Raw genomic sequence first — 16,969 nt, forward strand, 5'->3', positions numbered from 1 at the left:
ACTTCTAAAAGCCGAAACGCCCTATTTTTCGTTCTCACTCTTCCTTGTCTACGGTCGCTGAGCGAAGTCGAAGTGATGGTCTACCTGTCTTCCAAGTCTAGCCTAAACCCCCATCTTAAAAAACCTACCCTTGTGAGCCCCAACCCCTCCCCTCAGAGGAGAGGGGCTTTCCGGCTCCCCCTTCCATGAAATAAAGGCTTCGTCCTCTGCCATCTCCCGTGCAAATATCCCCGCCGATAGCACTATGCAACCTTCAAATACAACCGTTACCACTCCCAGTCAACCAGAATCCGGCATCACCCCCAGCGCCACCTCTAACCTCATCTACGTCTTAGGCACCATCGGCTACGACTTTGGCACAGAAGCCAGACGGGACAGCTTCAAACAATTAATGCCAGCCGTAAACATGGACGGTACATTAGTTCCCGCCAATCCCTACGACGCCCGTCAACTGGTGGATTATTTGGATGCCAACCCCACAGAAGCCAAATCCTTAATCTGGACAATTAACCAAGAACTCACGCCTATCTATGCCTTACAACCCGTGAGTAGTTTTGCCGCCGATGTCTATGAAATGCTATTGATAATGTTAGCGGGACAACTAGAATCCCAAGAGAGTGATGAGTATGTGGAACGAGTCAGTCTTCCCGCCCGATTAACCGGGAAAAAAGTCACCTTATTTTCTGGACAAGAGCTACCCGTCATCACTCTGACCAATCCCAGAGGAATGTATGGTTGGAAAGTCAACAGTTTAGTTGATGCGGCATTACAAACTGTCCTCCCCGGAACCGCTTCAGCAGATGAGATTGCCCTGCGCCGCGCCTTAAGTAGTTTCTTGAATCGCGTCTACTACGACTTACAAAACTTAGGGCAAACGGCAAAAGACCGAGCCTTAAACTTCTCAGTCACCAATGCCTTCCAAGCCGCCACCAGCTTTGCCAGAGCCGTAGCAACGGGGATGGAATTGGATACGATTGAGGTGGAAAAAAGCCCATTTTGTCGAGTGAGTAGTAATTGTTGGGATATAAAACTGAAGTTTTTTGACCCAGAAAACGGGCTGAGAGCGAGGAAAGTTTATCTATTTACCGTGGATGTGGTTGAGCGGATTCCGGTAACCTTGGGTGAAATTCGTTCTTGGTCTGAGCCAAAGAATTAGCATAATTGCGATGTTGTACTCTGCCCGATTCTACCCCCTCATACCGAGTTGCGCTCATAGCACCAGTTAACAAACTACCTAAAAGCAGCTAACATAGGTTCCTTATAGCCTTTTGCCCAGTTGGTGAGCCTGTCGAACCACTGCCTTCGGACTTCTGCCTTCTTGTACTAGACATAATAGAATGCAAGTTTGTTTGAGATAAATACGCAAAACTATGGGAATAGAATTTAATCATTTATATATCACGCTCGACACAGATACCCTAGAATCAATCGCTCAATCTGAGTTCATTAACCAATTATTTTGTACAGTATCCAGAGATACCGTAGAAACGGATACAGAAAGTTGGTCGGGAACTTATCTCAGAGGAAAACATACCTATCTTGAACTCTTTCCTCCAGGAGGTGCTGAAGGATTGCAGGAAGGGTTTTCGGGTATTGGGTTCAATACTCAACAAGACGGACAACTTGATAGTGTAGCGGAAAAACTACGAGGATTAAGCGCAAAAGAAACATTTTCTGATTTGCGAGTTCGTCAAACCGAATCTGGAAAAATTCCCTGGTTTCATTACTTGACGCTCAACCCATCAGAGAGAGAAGCCTTCGCTGCGTGGTTGATGGAATTTCATCAGGATTATTTAGAGTATAAAAACATCAAACTTACCCCTGGGAATTGCTTTAACCGTGCGGCGTATCTGAAAACCCTGGAAACTTCCGAAACGTCTTTATTTGAGTGACAATGCCAAGTTAAATGTAGGTAGAGAGTTTGCCATTTTGCAGTTTGGATAACTGAATCAATTCGTTACAAATTAAGACTTTATTCAACAATCAATATATAGGGCTTACTGAAAAAATCCGAAATCCTTAGCCATCAATCTGATCTAAAGGAAAGAGGGGAATCTAAAAGGGGAGCAACCCCTCAGACTCCCCGATTCAGTTTCAATAGGAACCCAGCAGATCAATTAAGGATTGGGGGAGTTCTTCATAATGATCGAGCAAAAAATCCACAATTGTTAACTGGCGCAAGTCAACGGGTTGAGGGGGGCGATAGTCTTGACCTCGGTTGAACCAACATTGAACGGTTCCCAGGGAACGGAAACAGATGTGAGAAATTTGCTCATAGGTGACACCCCATTTGGCATAAAACCGCCTTGGCGTCATTCTTAATTTGCAGTAACAATAAAGGTCAATAATGTATTCTTCTCGCTGGGTAATCGGGCGGGGATTGTGGGGTCTTTTGGGATTATAGCGTCCGGTTGGGGTACGCACCAATAGAGGCTCTATTTCATGATCAGAATGGGTGGGATAACGGTATAGGTTGTCCTCCTCTTCATAGGGAGAATGGTTGAGGTTTAAGTGTTGAGTGAAATCCTCTATTTCTTCACTGTGACGCAGAGTATTTAAAGCACCAGCAATGAGTTTACCATTCAGGCTTTCGGTCAACTGCTGGATAAATAACGCCGCGATCGCATGGGCTTCAGCATCCGTTAGGTGCATTTGAGCCGCATCGAAGTCAATGTCGCTATGGTGCTGGATCAACGAGAGGAGTTGGGCGATACCCAATTCCTCTAAGACTTGCTGGATAGGGGGTTCAGGTGTATTGCTGGGGTCGAATTTAGGGGAGAGGTGTGTCATGTTTTTTTCTCCTTTGATACTGAGCCTTTAGTGCTTATGTAACAATGTTATAACTTAATGAGCAAAATAAAAACCCCTTTGTCGGGGTGGGAAAGTTTTACCGATTGGGTTAAATCAGATTAGTTGGAGAGGATGTCAAGAATGGGCTTGAGCCATCCAGACAAGATCACCAAGAATCCCCTCAACTGGCGGCAAAGGATAGACTGTCAAATCGATGAATAGAGTCATTCCTTCCAACTTGAGAAATTGCCACTGATTGCCATTGCTGATACTGCCGTAAATCGTCGAAATAGGTTGTCCTTGTTCCTCATTGAAGCGTTGAGCCGCAACCATTTCGGCAATACACTGCCCCAAGCCCAATTTGAGGTCAGTCTTTTTAGCTTCCACAATAATCACGGCTGGTGCTTCAATTTCTAAGACTTCTTTTGAACGAGTCAACAGGAAATCGCACAAGCCATTAAGACCAACCGACTCATCAACATTAAATTCCTCACCGGAGAAGATACTCACTTGGCGATTAAGTGTTTTCCTGACATCGATTAATACGGGATAGATAATCCCCTCAGAACGGGCTTTTTCACTACCAGAGGAAGCGACAATTGGCAAGGTTTCCTGTAAGTAATCCCAGAGAGTTGGCGAAGGGGCAACCGGAGAAGTTTCAGGCAAAAAGCGACTGCCTTCAATGACAGTTAGTTGGAAAGCAGCTTTAGCTTGAGCGATAGTTTTGAATTGACTATAGGGCATATATGTAAGTGGGGACAATTAAAGGCGGGCGGATGAACTGAAGCTAGAGATTGCCATCATGCTGTATGGTGTCCTTCTCAATTTTGCTTGTTGTTTTGTGGCTACAGATGAGCTATCGATGCTAGGATTTAAACCGAGAATAAAAAGCGCGATCGCGAGTCGTCCTATACAAAGCCATGCTAAATTGAAAATCATTATATCCCATGAACAATTTCTCACCCGTCATTTTAAACTTAAAACACGTTGGCTTAAGCGATGAGCAATTTTACCAACTCTGCCAAGCCAATGAAACGTGGAAACTGGAACAAACCGCTAAAGGAGAATTACTGATTATGCCTCCCGTTGGTGGAGTGAGTGGCAATCGAGAATCCGATTTTAATGGTCAACTTTGGCTGTGGAATCGTCAAACACAACTAGGAAAAGTCTTTAGTTCCTCTACCATCTTTCGCTTACCCAACGGTGGAAAGCGTTCTCCCGATGTGGCTTGGGTAGCCAACCAACGCTGGGAATCCCTAACTCCCGAAGACCAAGAAAAATTTCCGCCAATTTGTCCAGATTTTGTGATTGAACTCCGTTCTCGCACCGATTCATTATCAGACTTACAAGAAAAAATGCAGGAGTATCTCAATAGTGGTTTACAATTAGGCTGGTTAATTAATCCCCAAGCCCAACAAGTCGAAATTTATCGTCAGAATCAGCCCGTTGAGATTGTTCAATTACCCGCCAATTTATCCGGAGAAGATATCTTACCTGGATTTATATTAGAGTTACCCGTTTTCTAATATAAATCCTGTAGGGGCGCAAGGCTTGCGCCCAGAACACCTGTCGAGTCTATTTCACTATTGAATATAAAGGAATAGCCCGATGAATGTAATGGATGTAACGGATAAGCGCGTGTGATCCATTATAGCGTGAGTCTTAGTATCCTGTCTGTAACTGACATCGTTGAGTAGAACTGAAGCGATGCACTTAAAAAAATCCACACTTTTTATATATTGACAAAACTACTCTTTTAAGCATTTGCCTTGTCCGGCAAGAAAAACTCCTGAATTTTTACCAACTTTTCTATATTTACACCCAAACCGTTAATCAATTATTCTCGATGAATCGTAAATAGTGATACAGCCAATTGACGCCGGAACCCCTGGCAGCAATTTGGCAAAATCGATTCACGATCAGGATTCATAGATTCGTCTAAATCAGTTGTGAAATAGGTATGAGATGGAAAGCCTTATTTAGTAAGCTTTTCTGCCATATCAGGTTTTACAAATCATTTAGATTCACTCGATAACTGAAACAGGCACTTACCCGTTCCGGTTTCAGAGTCTCTCGGTGTTTTGCAAGGAGGGTTACAATTAAAATGGTCGCAAGCTCAACAGTTTCAGCAGACAGTCGGAAGTTATTAACCGATAATTTGCTTCTCTACGTTTCTCCCAATGGTTCCGATGAAACCGGTGATGGAACAGAAGCAAAGCCTTTTGCCTCTGCCGATTATGCTGTCGTCTGGGCAAATAATAACTGTGATTTTGGTGAACGGTTTGACTTGTATGTTAAGCTGGCTCCCGGAACCTACGATGCCCTACAAATCTACGGTCAAGGTGCCCGACAGATTTACCTAGTTGGTGAACCTGACGATCCTGGTGCTGTACAAGTCAAGGTGCTCAAAGAAGAAGCGGTATATGGACTGTCAGTCGCTTTTTATTCGTTTGTCCATGTGTCAGGTATCGATATCGCTTCGATAATGGTTACAGGCTTCTCACACTTAATCGTTGATCAGTGTTATTTGTCTCCTTCGGTAGCGCCAGCACTCGTTCTGTGTAGTAACCACAGCACCATCGATTTTGACTCGGCAAAGGTGAAAGCGGGACGTATTGGTAAAGGCGAGGAGAGTACCTGCTATCGCAGCGAGATTCACTCCCATATCGAAGTTGAACAGCTAGAATACGAAGCCACTGTTGAATGTAATACATTCTGCGAGGCAAAGTTCCTCTCATCTATCTATGTTTGCGGGGATTCAAAAACCAAGAACAATGTGAAAGCGAAGCAATTGGCTCGTGCTATCACCCAGAGTATTGTTTGCGATTCAGATTTTCTGCCTGAAAAATCATCAACGGCAAATCTTGCTACGTCTGGTGGACTTGTTGATGATTTAAATGATTCTGGACTCTAGTCTAGAATGAAAATTTCGTCATCGATCATGTCAAACTTTGTTAAAACATAAACGGAGGTCAATTCATTATGAGTTGGAATTGTTGCACCAGTTCTCGAAGCTGTGGGGGCTGTACTCGTCCCTGTAACCCAACTGGTGGTTGTTGCGGTGGTTATCGTCCTCAGTTTGGCAATTACAATCCATACGGTGGCTGCTATAGTGGTGGTCGTTGCGGTCGCTGTTACTGATAGAAGATAATCAGGTTATTATCACTTAACCGCATAAATAAAATAGTGGAAAAGGAGAATGCCAACAGCTTTTCTCCTTTTTTTTAAATTTTTTTAGATAACTGGTAACGGTGCGTTACGGCGCACAAATCCCAAGTTATTTTCCATATTAATCCAAGCAAGTGCCTAAGGCACCCTACAGGATAGGTTTAGAGTCCTGACTACTTAAATAAGTTAGCAACTTAGGTTATAATAACTCATCGAATCCTTTAATCAATACCCTAATGAAACTCACCGATATTATCCATCACGATATTGTAATTCATTTAGATACCCTGAAGACAGACCCCGAATTAGTCAAGCAAATCCAAACCCAACTGAATCGCTTAGGATTTTACCCCGGTGGTTCCTGGCTCGATGGTGATTATGGTCAGCGGACAGAAAAAGCCATGACTGAGTTCAGTCAATCGGTTTACCTGAATAATATGGAGAGTAAGAAGTTTGGCAAAGGCTGGGCGCAAAAACTCCTGCCGGAAAACCAAAAACCCCTCCCCTCGCTCAAAGACAAAAATAAAGAAGCGATTTATCAAACCTTCTTAAAAGAGTCTGTAAAAGGAACCGTTGATGAACCCGCCCTATTTTACAAAGGAATTGACACCTCTCCTTACAAAACTCAACTCAAAGATTATGCCGCCCGTCTGATGCAAAAGCCCGATGGCAAAACCTTGGTTTCGGTCACCAAAGACACCGCCCACTTCCAACCTTTCCCATCAGTAGGACAACTGCCAGAGATTGATGACCAAGGCTTAAGCTTTTTGCATCCAGAGATTACTGAAGCTTGTTTATGTGTCGGTAGTTTTGCCAACGGAGACTTCAAAACCAAATGGCTAGGCAGAAATGCCCTGAGTAAAACCGAATTTTGGAGTAGTAGTAAAATTATTCCGATTCTCAATGTCGTCTCTCGCAGCAACACCAATGCCTTTCAAACCGATATTGATACCTGTCTGATTCGAGGCAGAGATTTAAGCGGACAATACCGAGAACTCTCTGTCCATAATGTGCTTAAAGATATTCTTTCCTATAACCATAAAATTGCCTCATCCAACTCCCTCGCGGCAATGTTAAAACAATTTTCCACACCCGCCGAGTTAGAGAATTGGCTGAAAAGCATGACCGGAAATCAAGACTTGATTTTCACAGGAAGATATGGCGAAGAACCCTTTATCCCAGAACCCGAATTATCAACGCAATCCCCTCAAGGATGGTGGCGTCCCCGAAACGTGATTCTCACAGGTGTATCAGAACGACATCGCGGCGAAAATACGATTACCGCTTATGATTTAACCCGAATGATCTCGATGTTGGGTTGGCATTATCACATCCCCCAAGCCTCACGCTTACCCGGTGCCCAATGGCATAGTTTAGAATCAGTGATTCGGGCGATGGGTGCAGATGCGGCACGTTTAACGGATGTGGCATTAGAGGCACTCGATTTGCAAGATAAAATTAGTTCTCCGGTGATTATTTCTAAACTAGGAAATGGGGTGACTCAAATTCGGAATCGGGCGGAAGCGGTTTATGTGGCGCTGGTTCAGTTTATTCAACCCAGTACAATGGGTGTGCCAGAGTTGGTGATGTTTAGCATGGCATTAAAGGGGGCAAAGCGTTTAGAACCCAGGGATGCCAAGCGTGAGGTGGTGGAATTGGATGCTCGGATGGCAACGGAAGTGACGGAAATTATTCGTCGAGGGGCGTTAGGGGAATTGGGTTGAATTAAGGCTGGTGGGCATTGCCCACGATGGCGGACTGACACAGCTAAAATTGTGGGATAGATTTGTTGATTTTATGGGCGCACGCCATGCGCCCCTACAGTTTCTGGATGTAATTCTAATTCATCAAATAAGGTGTGCCACGCCACTACGGTACATTAAGGGTTTGGGTGAGCCAAAAATGCAAATTTTCAGTACCATTGAGCTTAAGTCAGTGACATTCGTCCTCACCTTGATGGCAACAGCGATAACATTCCTCTGAGTCCGATAAGGGATTAGAATTGGGGCATGATACTCATTAGCGATCGCGGATATGAACGCAAGTGCAGACATCGTAGAATTAGCCGACGCCTTAGTCTATACCAAGACTGGGCAGCATCTGAATGATCTGCAACGGTTCATTCTGCGGGAATCCTGGCAAGAGACGAAGAAAAACTATGACCAAATGGCTCAAGAGTTGGGGTATTCGGAAAGTTATATTAAGCAATCCGTTGCGCCTCAATTATGGAAAATGCTGTCCCAAGGACTGGGGGAAAAAGTAACAAAGACCACTGTTCGCTCTGCCCTAGAACGGCAACTGCTGGCTCAAAATCAACCTAAATTTACAACTGTTATTAATAACACTCTATCATCGATAGAAATAGGTTGTTCTGATCGTTCAGATGACCTCAACGCCTCACCCAACCCGCTTATTTCCCCATCGGATCAGACTATCTTGCCATCCGTTGACCTGGAATTACCTGATGGCTGTGTTCCCTTAAATTCTCTCTTTTATATCGAGCGAGTTCCCTACGAAGCCCAATGTTATCAGGAATTGCTTAAACCTGGCACATTGATCCGAATTAAAGGACCGAGGCAAATTGGCAAAACCTCGTTGGTTAATCGCTTACTTAGTCGGGGTATCGCCAAGGGGTATAAAACGGTCGTTTTAGATTTTCAGCAAGTCGAAGAAACCGTGATTAGCGACTTAAATAAGATGTTGCGCTGGTTATGTGCTAGCTTGACGCGCCAATTAAAATTAAAGCCGATGCTCAATGACTATTGGGATGAAGATTTGGGCAGTAAGATGAGTTGCGCTCTCTATATTCGAGAATATATTTTAGCCGAAATTGATGCTCCGATTGTCTTGGTTTTAGAAGAATTGAGCCTGATTTTCAAACAGGTGAACATTGTCCAAGAATTTCTCACTCTATTGCGGTCTTGGCATGAACAAGCTAAAGTTGACCCAATTTGGCAACGGTTACGCTTGATACTCATCCAATCAACCGAAGTCTATGTTCCTTTAGATATCAATCAGTCTCCGTTTAATGTCGGGCTAGGCGTTGATTTAGAACCCCTGAGTCGGGAACAGGTGCAAGACTTGACTTGGCGTCATGAATTGAGGTTAGAAGCCGAACAACTAACTCAGCTAATGCAGCTTGTCGGGGGTCATCCTTATCTGGTACGGCTGACGTTATACCATTTAGCTAGACAGGATTTCGCCGTTGAGGAGATCCTGCAAACAGCCGCAACGGATACGGGAATTTATGCCAACCATCTGCATCGACATTTATGGACACTGCAACATAATCTTGAACTAGCGGCGGCGTTTAACCAGGTTCTCAGCACTACTGAACCGATTGAAGTGGAACAGGTGCAAGGGTTTAAGTTGCACAGTATGGGACTGGTGAATCTTCAGGGAAACCTGGTGAGGCTAAGTTGTGATTTGTATCGGTACTATTTTCGCGATCGCATCATCAAGTGTCAAGACGCAGGAAGTGAGTAACAGTAGAGGAACCTGTTCCAGAGGTGTTCTGACATGGTGCGTCTGGAGAAGAGGATGAGAAATGACGAAGTTTTCGCAAAAATTACCATTTTTTATCTATTGACAGCATTGACGAATTGTGCAATGCAGGCTAAAGCGGATCAGAAAGTAGTGGATTTTTATGAATTTTTCTGTATGTTTCGATTCAAAATTAACTGTTATTCTTGATTTAGTCAACTTAAAGCTGTAGTGATTGAATCAAATCCTATATGAAATATAAACATATAGAAAAACAAATTCAAGACTTAGACCAGTGGATTAAAAATACTTCAGATTCAAGAGAGTTAAAAAGAGCTATGGGGGTTAAATTAACTCTTCAAGGATGGAATTATAAATCGATTGCTGATTTTCTGAATGTATCGAATGGGTTTATCAGTAAATGGAATAAGCGGTTTAAAGAATCTGGACTAGAAGGGCTTAAATTATCTTACAAAGGCTCTAGTGGTTATTTGACCGAACACCAAAAGAAAGATGTGATAAATTGGTTAAACCAAGGCGAAAACCAGGGTTTAGAGAAGATAAAACGTTATTTAAGTGAGAAATATGGGATCAACTTTAAATCCAAATCAAGCTACTATAATTTAATCAAAGAATCACAAAACGGTTTCTTTCAGTTCTCTGGGGAGTATTTCTAACGATCCCCCTTCCGTCCCCCTTTTTGATCCCCCTCCCGTCCCCCTTAAAAAGCAGGGGGTGAGTGCGATCGCCTTTTACCTCTAATCCGGCTGCTGTTCTCTCACCCAAGTCCGAAACGCCCGTAATGTTGCGGTTTCTCCATCCGCTAAACTTTGCCGAATAAACCGAGGAATTGCGGCTAAAGATAGCCATGGAAACGTCGGACTTTTATCCACAGATTGATAACTCGTTGATTCTGGAGATAAAACAAATACATCGACTTTACGTCCATCATAACGCCACAGTTCTGGTACACCAATCGCGGCATAAATTGGTAGTTTATCCATAGAACCACTGGTAATATCAATCTCTAAGACTAGATCGGGTGGCGGGTCATTCGCCAAATCAATCTCTTGTTTATGTCTAACCTTGGGTTCATTTTGGATGTAGTAACAGGAGTCAGGTTCTCCCCCTTTTTGTCGTTTTTCTCGCTTCAGAGTGAGAGAACCAAACCGTTTGAGGTTGAGATTTAATTCATCCGCGATCGCGCCAATTAAGCTTTCAATAAAGCGGTTATTATTTTCATGAGATCCTAAGGGGGTGATAATTTCTAATACTCCGTCATTGTAAGCCAAACGAGCGCAGCGTTTTTCCCCTAAGTCTGCAAGTAACCGCTCAAACGTTTGCCAACTGATATTTGAAAGAATGACCCGATGTTCGGCTAGTTCAAACGTAGCTGTTGTCATCACCTATTCCTGACAAGATTATCCCTTTTGTAGGGGTGTAAAAATGAAAGTAATAATTGGGTAAAAATGGCTTTTCCCCTTGTATAGTATAGCTTCCCGCTTAATTCAGCAAGTCCCTAAGATGAGTGCCCCATCCCTCTACCTTCTCCATTGCCCTTGTTCTTTTCCATTCTTGGAGTATTATTAGAGTTGGGATTTGCCAGAAGCAGGGGGCTAGGATTGATGCATATAATCACGTTTCTCAAACAAGGGCGATCGCTGACCTTCCCGTTAGTCTGGCTAACCCTTTTCAATCCGGCGGTTCAGGCTCAGTTAATCCCCGATAATACCTTAGGCACAGAAGCCTCTATCATTACTCCCCAAGGGGTGCGAGACTTAATTGAAGGTGGCGCAAAGCGTGGGAGTAACTTGTTCCATAGTTTTACTGAGTTTAACGTTAGTTTAGACCAACAGGTTTACTTTGCTAATCCAGATGGTATAGCGAATATCCTCACGCGGGTTACAGGGGATAACCGATCAAATATTTTTGGTACTTTAGGCGTTGATGGAAATGCCAACCTCTTTTTACTCAATCCTAATGGCATTCTCTTTGGTGTTGATGCCCAATTAGATGTCGCGGGTTCTTTTGTGGCGAGTACGGCTGATGGGATTCAGTTGGGAAACGATGGTGTGTTTCGGGCGACTAATCCCCAAGATAGTCAATTGTTGGCGATTCAACCGGGTGTCTTATTTTTAGACGCCCTGCGCCAACAGCAAGCCGAGATTCGTAATCAGGGACAGTTAAGCGTCGGTGCAGGGGAAACCTTGACGCTAGCTGGGGATAGGGTGATTAGTACAGGTTCATTGACGGCTCCTGGCGGTACGATTCAGGTATTCGGGGAGGAGGTTCAGTTATTAGAAACTGCCAGAATTAATGTCTCTTCTCTTACAGGTGGCGGTAGCGTAGCAATTGGTCAAGGGAAACAAGTGACTATTGCTGCAGGGGTGCAAATTAAAGCTGATTCTCTGAATCAGGGGGATGGCGGTAGCGTCATTATTAGGGGCAATGAAACCACACAATTTGAGGGAACGATTACCGCCCGTGGTGTGAGTGATAATCCTCAATCTAATGGGGGTTTTGTAGACGTATCTGGTGGATATTTAGAGTTTACCGGAATCGTGGATACCACAGCACCTTTGGGAGAGGTGGGAACCCTGTTACTCGATCCGAAAAATATTTGGATTCAAGCGGATGGAAGTGACTCCGCCGATGGGCAAACCTTTGAGACGAATCCAACAGAGGTATCGATTATTAATGGTAATGTGCTTAGCTCGGCTCTTGCCACTAACTCCGTCACATTACAAGCAAATAATGATATTGCTATTAACCAGAGTATTTTTAGCCCATCAAGCAATAGTCTAACGTTACAGGCAGGACGTTCGATTACGATCGCGGATAACCTGCTAATCGTTCTCAATGGTGGAGACTTTATTGCCAAAATTAATGACGAAAATGCGATCGCGTCTCAACGGGATGCTGGAGTCGCTCAGTTTTTGATGAATCCGGGTTCTACTCTGACATCCTTGGGGGGGAGAATCGAGATTACCTCTGGAACTTTTGCCGATACCAGTCAAATTAACACCGCCAATAGTACAATCAGCAGCGCCGATGTTTTGGGCAATAGTGGCAGAAGTGGTGATATTAGTCTCTTTGCCCTGGGTAATGTCACCACAGGGCTGGTAAATACTGGACGAACCATTGGCGGGGATGTCGTGGCGAACAATGGCGGTAATATTACGATTAAAAGTGAAAATGGGGCGATCGCGACCACGGATTTTGTGACTAGCGATGGGATTAATCAAGCAGGTAATGTTGTACTGGAGGCTAGCGGTAATCTGAGTGTTAATCAGAATATCACCTCAACCTCAACTGAAGGCATCGGCGGAAATATTACCCTCAACAGTGAAAAAGGCGCGATCGCTACCTCCGCCATGCTGATCAGCGATAGTCTAAATCAAGCGGGTGATATCTCTGTTGATGCTAGCGGAAATCTTGATATTAATGGGAATATCAGTTCCAGGGGAGAAATCGGCGGGAATATTACCCTCAATAGCGAAGATGGCGCGATCGCAACTACGGCGTCTCTAGTGAGTGATGGTATCAATCAAGCGGGAAAGATTTCTGTTGATGCCGCCGAAACCCTAACTACAATGGGAACTATTATTGCCAATTCCCAGAATCAAGCTGGAGATATCTCACTCAATGCGATCGGGGATGTCAGTATTAACCGGAATATCGCCTCAAGGGGAGAAATCGGCGGGAACATTACCCTCAATAGCGAAAATGGGGCGATCGCAACTACGGCACCTCTGGTTAGCGAGGGTAGCAATCAAGCGGGTGATATCTCACTCCATGCGATCGCAGATGTTAGTGTTAACCGGAATATTAACTCAAGGGGAGAAATCGGGGGGGATATTACCCTGAGAAGTGAAAATGGGGCGATCACCACTACGGCGGCTCTGGTTAGCCAAGGTATCAATCAAGCTGGTGATATCTCTGTTGAGGCGAGCGAGAATCTTAGTGTGAATGGGAATATCGATTCAAGTGGAGAAATAGGTGGGGGGACGATTAGCCTCAAAAGTGAAAATGGGGCAATCACGACTACGGCGGCTCTGGTAAGCCAAGGTACCAATCAAGCCGGAGATATTTCCCTTGATGCTAGCGGGAACATTAGTGTGAGTGTGGATATTACCTCAAGATCTCTGGAAGGAATGGCGGGACAAATTACACTCACCAGTGGCGGGTTGGTAGGGGTAACCGGAAACGGTGGGATCACAACCATTAGCCGAGGATCTAGTGTTGCTCAGGGAATTACCATTACGGCTCAATCACTCCGAGTCAAAGATGCGCCTATTTTCAGTGCTGCCTCGAATGATACTCAAGGGGGAATTGTGCAAGTCAATGCTGCCGATGATGTGGTGATTCGTAATAGTAATATTGGTACGTTTGCTGAGTCTGGTTCTGCTAATGCCGGAGATGTCATCTTAAATACCCGTCGGTTAACGATTATCCAAGATCCGGAGACAACCGTTGAATTCCCCGTGGGGGTTGGTTCTAATACTGCTTTGGAGAATAGTGGTAATGCCGGAAATGTCACGATTAATGCCACGGAGTCTGTCGAAATCATTGGAAATCAACCCGGTGCGTTTAATCCCAATCCTGTTGAATTGGCTCAAATCACCTTGCAAGGAGATACAGGAATCTCCACATCAGCTTTAGGTAGTGGGAACTCTGGCAACTTAACAATTAATACCGGGCGATTATCTATTCGTGACAGTGGCGGAATTACTACCTTTGTCAACCAGGGTGAGGGGGGAGATTTAACTGTTAATGCGACAGATGTCTTTTTACAAGGAGAGGGAGGTATCGGGACAGGAACTTTGGGTGAAGATGCTGGCGATTTAACCCTAAATGCTGAGAACGTCACTCTAACAGATGGAGCTTTGATTAGCACGTCTACTGGGCGTGATGGCAATGCCGGAAACTTAACCTTAGATGTACGTAACTTGAGCCTTCGTAATGGTGCTGGCGTTCTCGGAAATACCGGAGCAGATGGCAATGGGGGACAATTGACGATTAAAAATTCTGAGTTAATTGAAGTGATGGGCAGGTCGGCAGATGGTAGTTTTCCCAGCTCTATCGCCACGGATTTATTTTCGCCGAATGAATCGGGTAATGCTGGCGATATAGACATTACTAGCCAAGAATTGATTGTCCAACAAGGCGGAGAGATCACATCAGCAACCCGTGGTTTCGGAGATGGGGGAAATGTCCGACTGAATTTAGAGAGTTTACGCCTTGATAATGGTCGAATTAATGCCTCGACATCGCGTTCTGGAAAGGGGGGAAATATTCAGATTCGCGCTTCAGACTCCATTGAAGTTATTGGGGCAGGATTTGAGGCGTTGCAAGAGAAATTTGTGCGTCCGGCGTTTGCCAATACACTCACTCTGGATAGTTTTAGTCAGGGAATTGTCACGGTTACGGATGGAGAAGGAAGGGCGGGCAATATCTTCATTGAAACCCCAAATTTTATTGCCCGTGATGGTGGATTGATTGCTACCACCACTCTCAATCAAGGTAGGGGGGGAAATATTCAGATTGATGCCACAAATCGGATCGAGTTAGATAATTCTCTGTTGGGTTCGGGAACCTTTGATCAGGCTGCATCAGGCAATGTTACCCTCACTTCTCCTCGGCTGGTTGCACGAGGGGGAGCGCAGGTATTAACCACTACATTTAATTCTGGACAAGCGGGTGATTTAAATGTGAATGTGTCGGAGTCGATTGAACTGTCTGATCCCAATAATCAAGGCACTCTCCTAGGTACGGGTTTATTTGCTTCCTCGACTCAAGCCGCATCTGGCGATGGGGGAGATATCAATATTAATAGTCCCACGAGTGAATTAAATATTCGCGATCGCGCGGCGGTGTCGGTGAGTGCGACAGGGACAGGCAATGCTGGCGATATCAATATTGATGTCCGCTCTCTGTTGTTAGATCAAGGGTTAATTTCAGCAACGAGTTTATCCGGAGAAGGGGGGAATATCAACCTCAAAGTAGCCGAGACATTTATCTTGCGAAATAATAGTCAACTGTCCACCCGTGCAGGTACCGAAACCAGTGGTGGTGGCAATGGGGGAGATATGACTATTGATGCCAATTTTATTGTGGCAGTGCTTTCAGAAAATAGTGACATTATCGCTAATGCCTTTGAAGGAAATGGCGGCAATATTACGATTAATACTCAAACAATTTTGGGCTTACAACTGAGCGAAATCTTAACCCCCAATAGTGATATTATTGCCAGTTCAGAATTAGGAGTTGATGGTCGAATTGTGATTAATACGCCGAATATTGACCCCTCACGAGGGTTAATTGAACTGCCCTCAACCTTCTCTGATCCCTCTGGGCAAATCATTTCCGGCTGTCCGGCGGATACAGGCGATCGCTTTGTGGTCACCGGACGCGGTGGAATTCCCCATTCTCCGGGTCAATACCTCTCTGGACGGGCAATTTGGGAAGATACGCGAGGGTTATCCAGTCAGAGTTTTCCATCCTCAACTCCTACTAATTCTCAGCTATCCCAAACGAACACCCCACCTTTAATTGAAGCCCAAGGTTGGGTTGTTGACCAAGATGGCACAGTGATACTTACTGCTGAACCCTATCGGGGAAAACGAGTGAATATTGGCATTGATTTTCGCACTTGTGGAAGTCAATAATATCAGATGTTGGGTTAAAACCAGAGTTACCCAGTAGTGCGCCAGGAATACCCCACACCCAACCCCAGAATACAATCGACAATAGCGCCACAAAGGGTGAAAGCTTAAGGGTACGTCCCTGAAGACGGGGATCAACGAAGTTGCCTAAAATCACTTGAATGATAGCCAAACCCACCAATGTTGCTACTCCCCGCCCGATTCCTTGAAAAATTAGCGCCAGTAGAGTGGGCGGGAGTACCGCGACAATCGACCCTAAAGTGGGGATGTAGTTGAGAACAAATGCGATCAATCCCCAAACCACGGCAAAATCTACCCCTAGCACCCAACACCATAAACCCGTCAGTATACCCGTCAGAACACAAGTCAACGACTGAATTAGAAGATAGCTTCGCAGCTTATCGCTCATTTTAGCGACAGCATTGACTACCTTAGCACTGGTTTTAGACGCCAAACTCCGTTCAATTTTTTCTCGGTACTGTCCGACTTCGAGTAAAAGTAAGACGAGTAGCGAGATTATTAAAATAAATAGGCTTAACCCATCCCAGAGAAACTTAAGTCCGCCGATCGCTTCATTGGTTAATCTGAAGTTCCCCCCATCCCGATTGAGGATAGAAGCCGAAACCCCGACTATATAAGCATTTCAGACAATTCGCCCTCTTAATTCGTACCCATGTATATTTAAGATTTCCTTAATACTCTTGAGGGAAAATCTGTGAGATAATTGTAGTCATGTACATAGAACGTGTTCCGAACCGAAATTCCCCACCCGCCGTATTACTTCGCGAGTCCTATCGCGAAGGAAAGAAAGTGCGTAAACGTACCCTGGCTAACCTGTCAAAATTGCCGGATGAAGCGGTAGA

12 protein-coding genes and 1 pseudogene are annotated in these 16,969 nt (G+C 44.6%); 9 read left to right on the forward strand and 4 right to left on the reverse strand.

Annotated elements, in window-relative coordinates:
- Positions 1–205: 205 nt before the first annotated feature.
- Both RH949_RS14640 and RH949_RS14645 read left to right on the forward strand, forming a co-directional pair.
- Positions 206–1,156 (forward strand): annotated as a pseudogene (locus RH949_RS14640) (PatA/PatG family cyanobactin maturation protease); the annotation flags it as partial.
- Positions 1,157–1,370: 214 nt separating this feature from the next.
- Entirely contained in the window at positions 1,371–1,892 is a 522-nt protein-coding gene (locus tag RH949_RS14645) for a DUF5829 family protein (protein WP_446354068.1), read from the forward strand.
- A gap of 202 nt (positions 1,893–2,094) precedes the next feature.
- Here RH949_RS14645 and RH949_RS14650 read toward each other — a convergent pair whose 3' ends face one another.
- Together RH949_RS14650 and RH949_RS14655 are read right to left on the reverse strand one after the other, a co-directional pair.
- Complete coding sequence (locus tag RH949_RS14650; protein WP_446354070.1) at positions 2,095–2,790, reverse strand: hypothetical protein; 696 nt, start codon at positions 2,788–2,790, stop codon at positions 2,095–2,097.
- Between the two features lie 135 nt (positions 2,791–2,925).
- Entirely contained in the window at positions 2,926–3,534 is a 609-nt protein-coding gene (locus RH949_RS14655) for a hypothetical protein (protein WP_446354072.1), read from the reverse strand.
- A 203-nt stretch (positions 3,535–3,737) separates the two neighbouring features.
- Between RH949_RS14655 and RH949_RS14660 the strand changes: the two genes are divergently transcribed.
- The 6 genes from RH949_RS14660 (at position 3,738) to RH949_RS14685 (ending at position 10,118) form a co-directional block, all read left to right on the forward strand.
- Positions 3,738–4,316, forward strand: coding sequence for a Uma2 family endonuclease (locus RH949_RS14660; protein ID WP_006104901.1), 579 nt, complete (start codon positions 3,738–3,740; stop codon positions 4,314–4,316).
- A 578-nt stretch (positions 4,317–4,894) separates the two neighbouring features.
- The gene (locus RH949_RS14665; protein WP_006104826.1) at positions 4,895–5,704 is read left to right on the forward strand and encodes a hypothetical protein; all 810 of its coding nucleotides are present in this window, start codon (positions 4,895–4,897) and stop codon (positions 5,702–5,704) included.
- Between the two features lie 490 nt (positions 5,705–6,194).
- Positions 6,195–7,682, forward strand: coding sequence for a peptidoglycan-binding domain-containing protein (locus tag RH949_RS14670; protein ID WP_006104913.1), 1,488 nt, complete (start codon positions 6,195–6,197; stop codon positions 7,680–7,682).
- A gap of 10 nt (positions 7,683–7,692) precedes the next feature.
- Positions 7,693–7,941: a hypothetical protein gene (locus RH949_RS14675; RefSeq protein WP_446354075.1), complete on the forward strand. Its 249-nt coding sequence runs from the start codon at positions 7,693–7,695 to the stop codon at positions 7,939–7,941.
- 51 nt (positions 7,942–7,992) lie between these two features.
- Complete coding sequence (locus RH949_RS14680; protein WP_446354077.1) at positions 7,993–9,444, forward strand: AAA-like domain-containing protein; 1,452 nt, start codon at positions 7,993–7,995, stop codon at positions 9,442–9,444.
- Positions 9,445–9,692: 248 nt separating this feature from the next.
- The gene (locus RH949_RS14685; protein ID WP_446354079.1) at positions 9,693–10,118 is read left to right on the forward strand and encodes a helix-turn-helix domain-containing protein; all 426 of its coding nucleotides are present in this window, start codon (positions 9,693–9,695) and stop codon (positions 10,116–10,118) included.
- A gap of 81 nt (positions 10,119–10,199) precedes the next feature.
- On the opposite strand, the gene RH949_RS14690 is transcribed toward RH949_RS14685, so the two are convergent.
- On the reverse strand, positions 10,200–10,844 hold the full coding sequence (locus RH949_RS14690) for a Uma2 family endonuclease (RefSeq protein WP_446354081.1): 645 nt from the start codon (positions 10,842–10,844) through the stop codon (positions 10,200–10,202).
- 222 nt (positions 10,845–11,066) lie between these two features.
- Between RH949_RS14690 and RH949_RS14695 the strand changes: the two genes are divergently transcribed.
- On the forward strand, positions 11,067–16,109 hold the full coding sequence (locus RH949_RS14695; RefSeq protein ID WP_446354083.1) for a beta strand repeat-containing protein: 5,043 nt from the start codon (positions 11,067–11,069) through the stop codon (positions 16,107–16,109).
- On the opposite strand, the gene RH949_RS14700 is transcribed toward RH949_RS14695, so the two are convergent.
- A complete protein-coding gene (locus tag RH949_RS14700; RefSeq protein ID WP_446354085.1) occupies positions 16,039–16,740 on the reverse strand; it encodes an AI-2E family transporter in 702 nt (233 codons plus the stop codon). The genes RH949_RS14695 and RH949_RS14700 overlap by 71 nt on opposite strands.
- Between the last annotated feature and the right edge of the window lie 229 nt (positions 16,741–16,969).

Source organism: Coleofasciculus sp. A1-SPW-01 (assembly GCF_040217205.1).
In the GTDB taxonomy this organism is placed as follows: Bacteria; Cyanobacteriota; Cyanobacteriia; order Cyanobacteriales; family Coleofasciculaceae; genus Coleofasciculus; species Coleofasciculus chthonoplastes_A.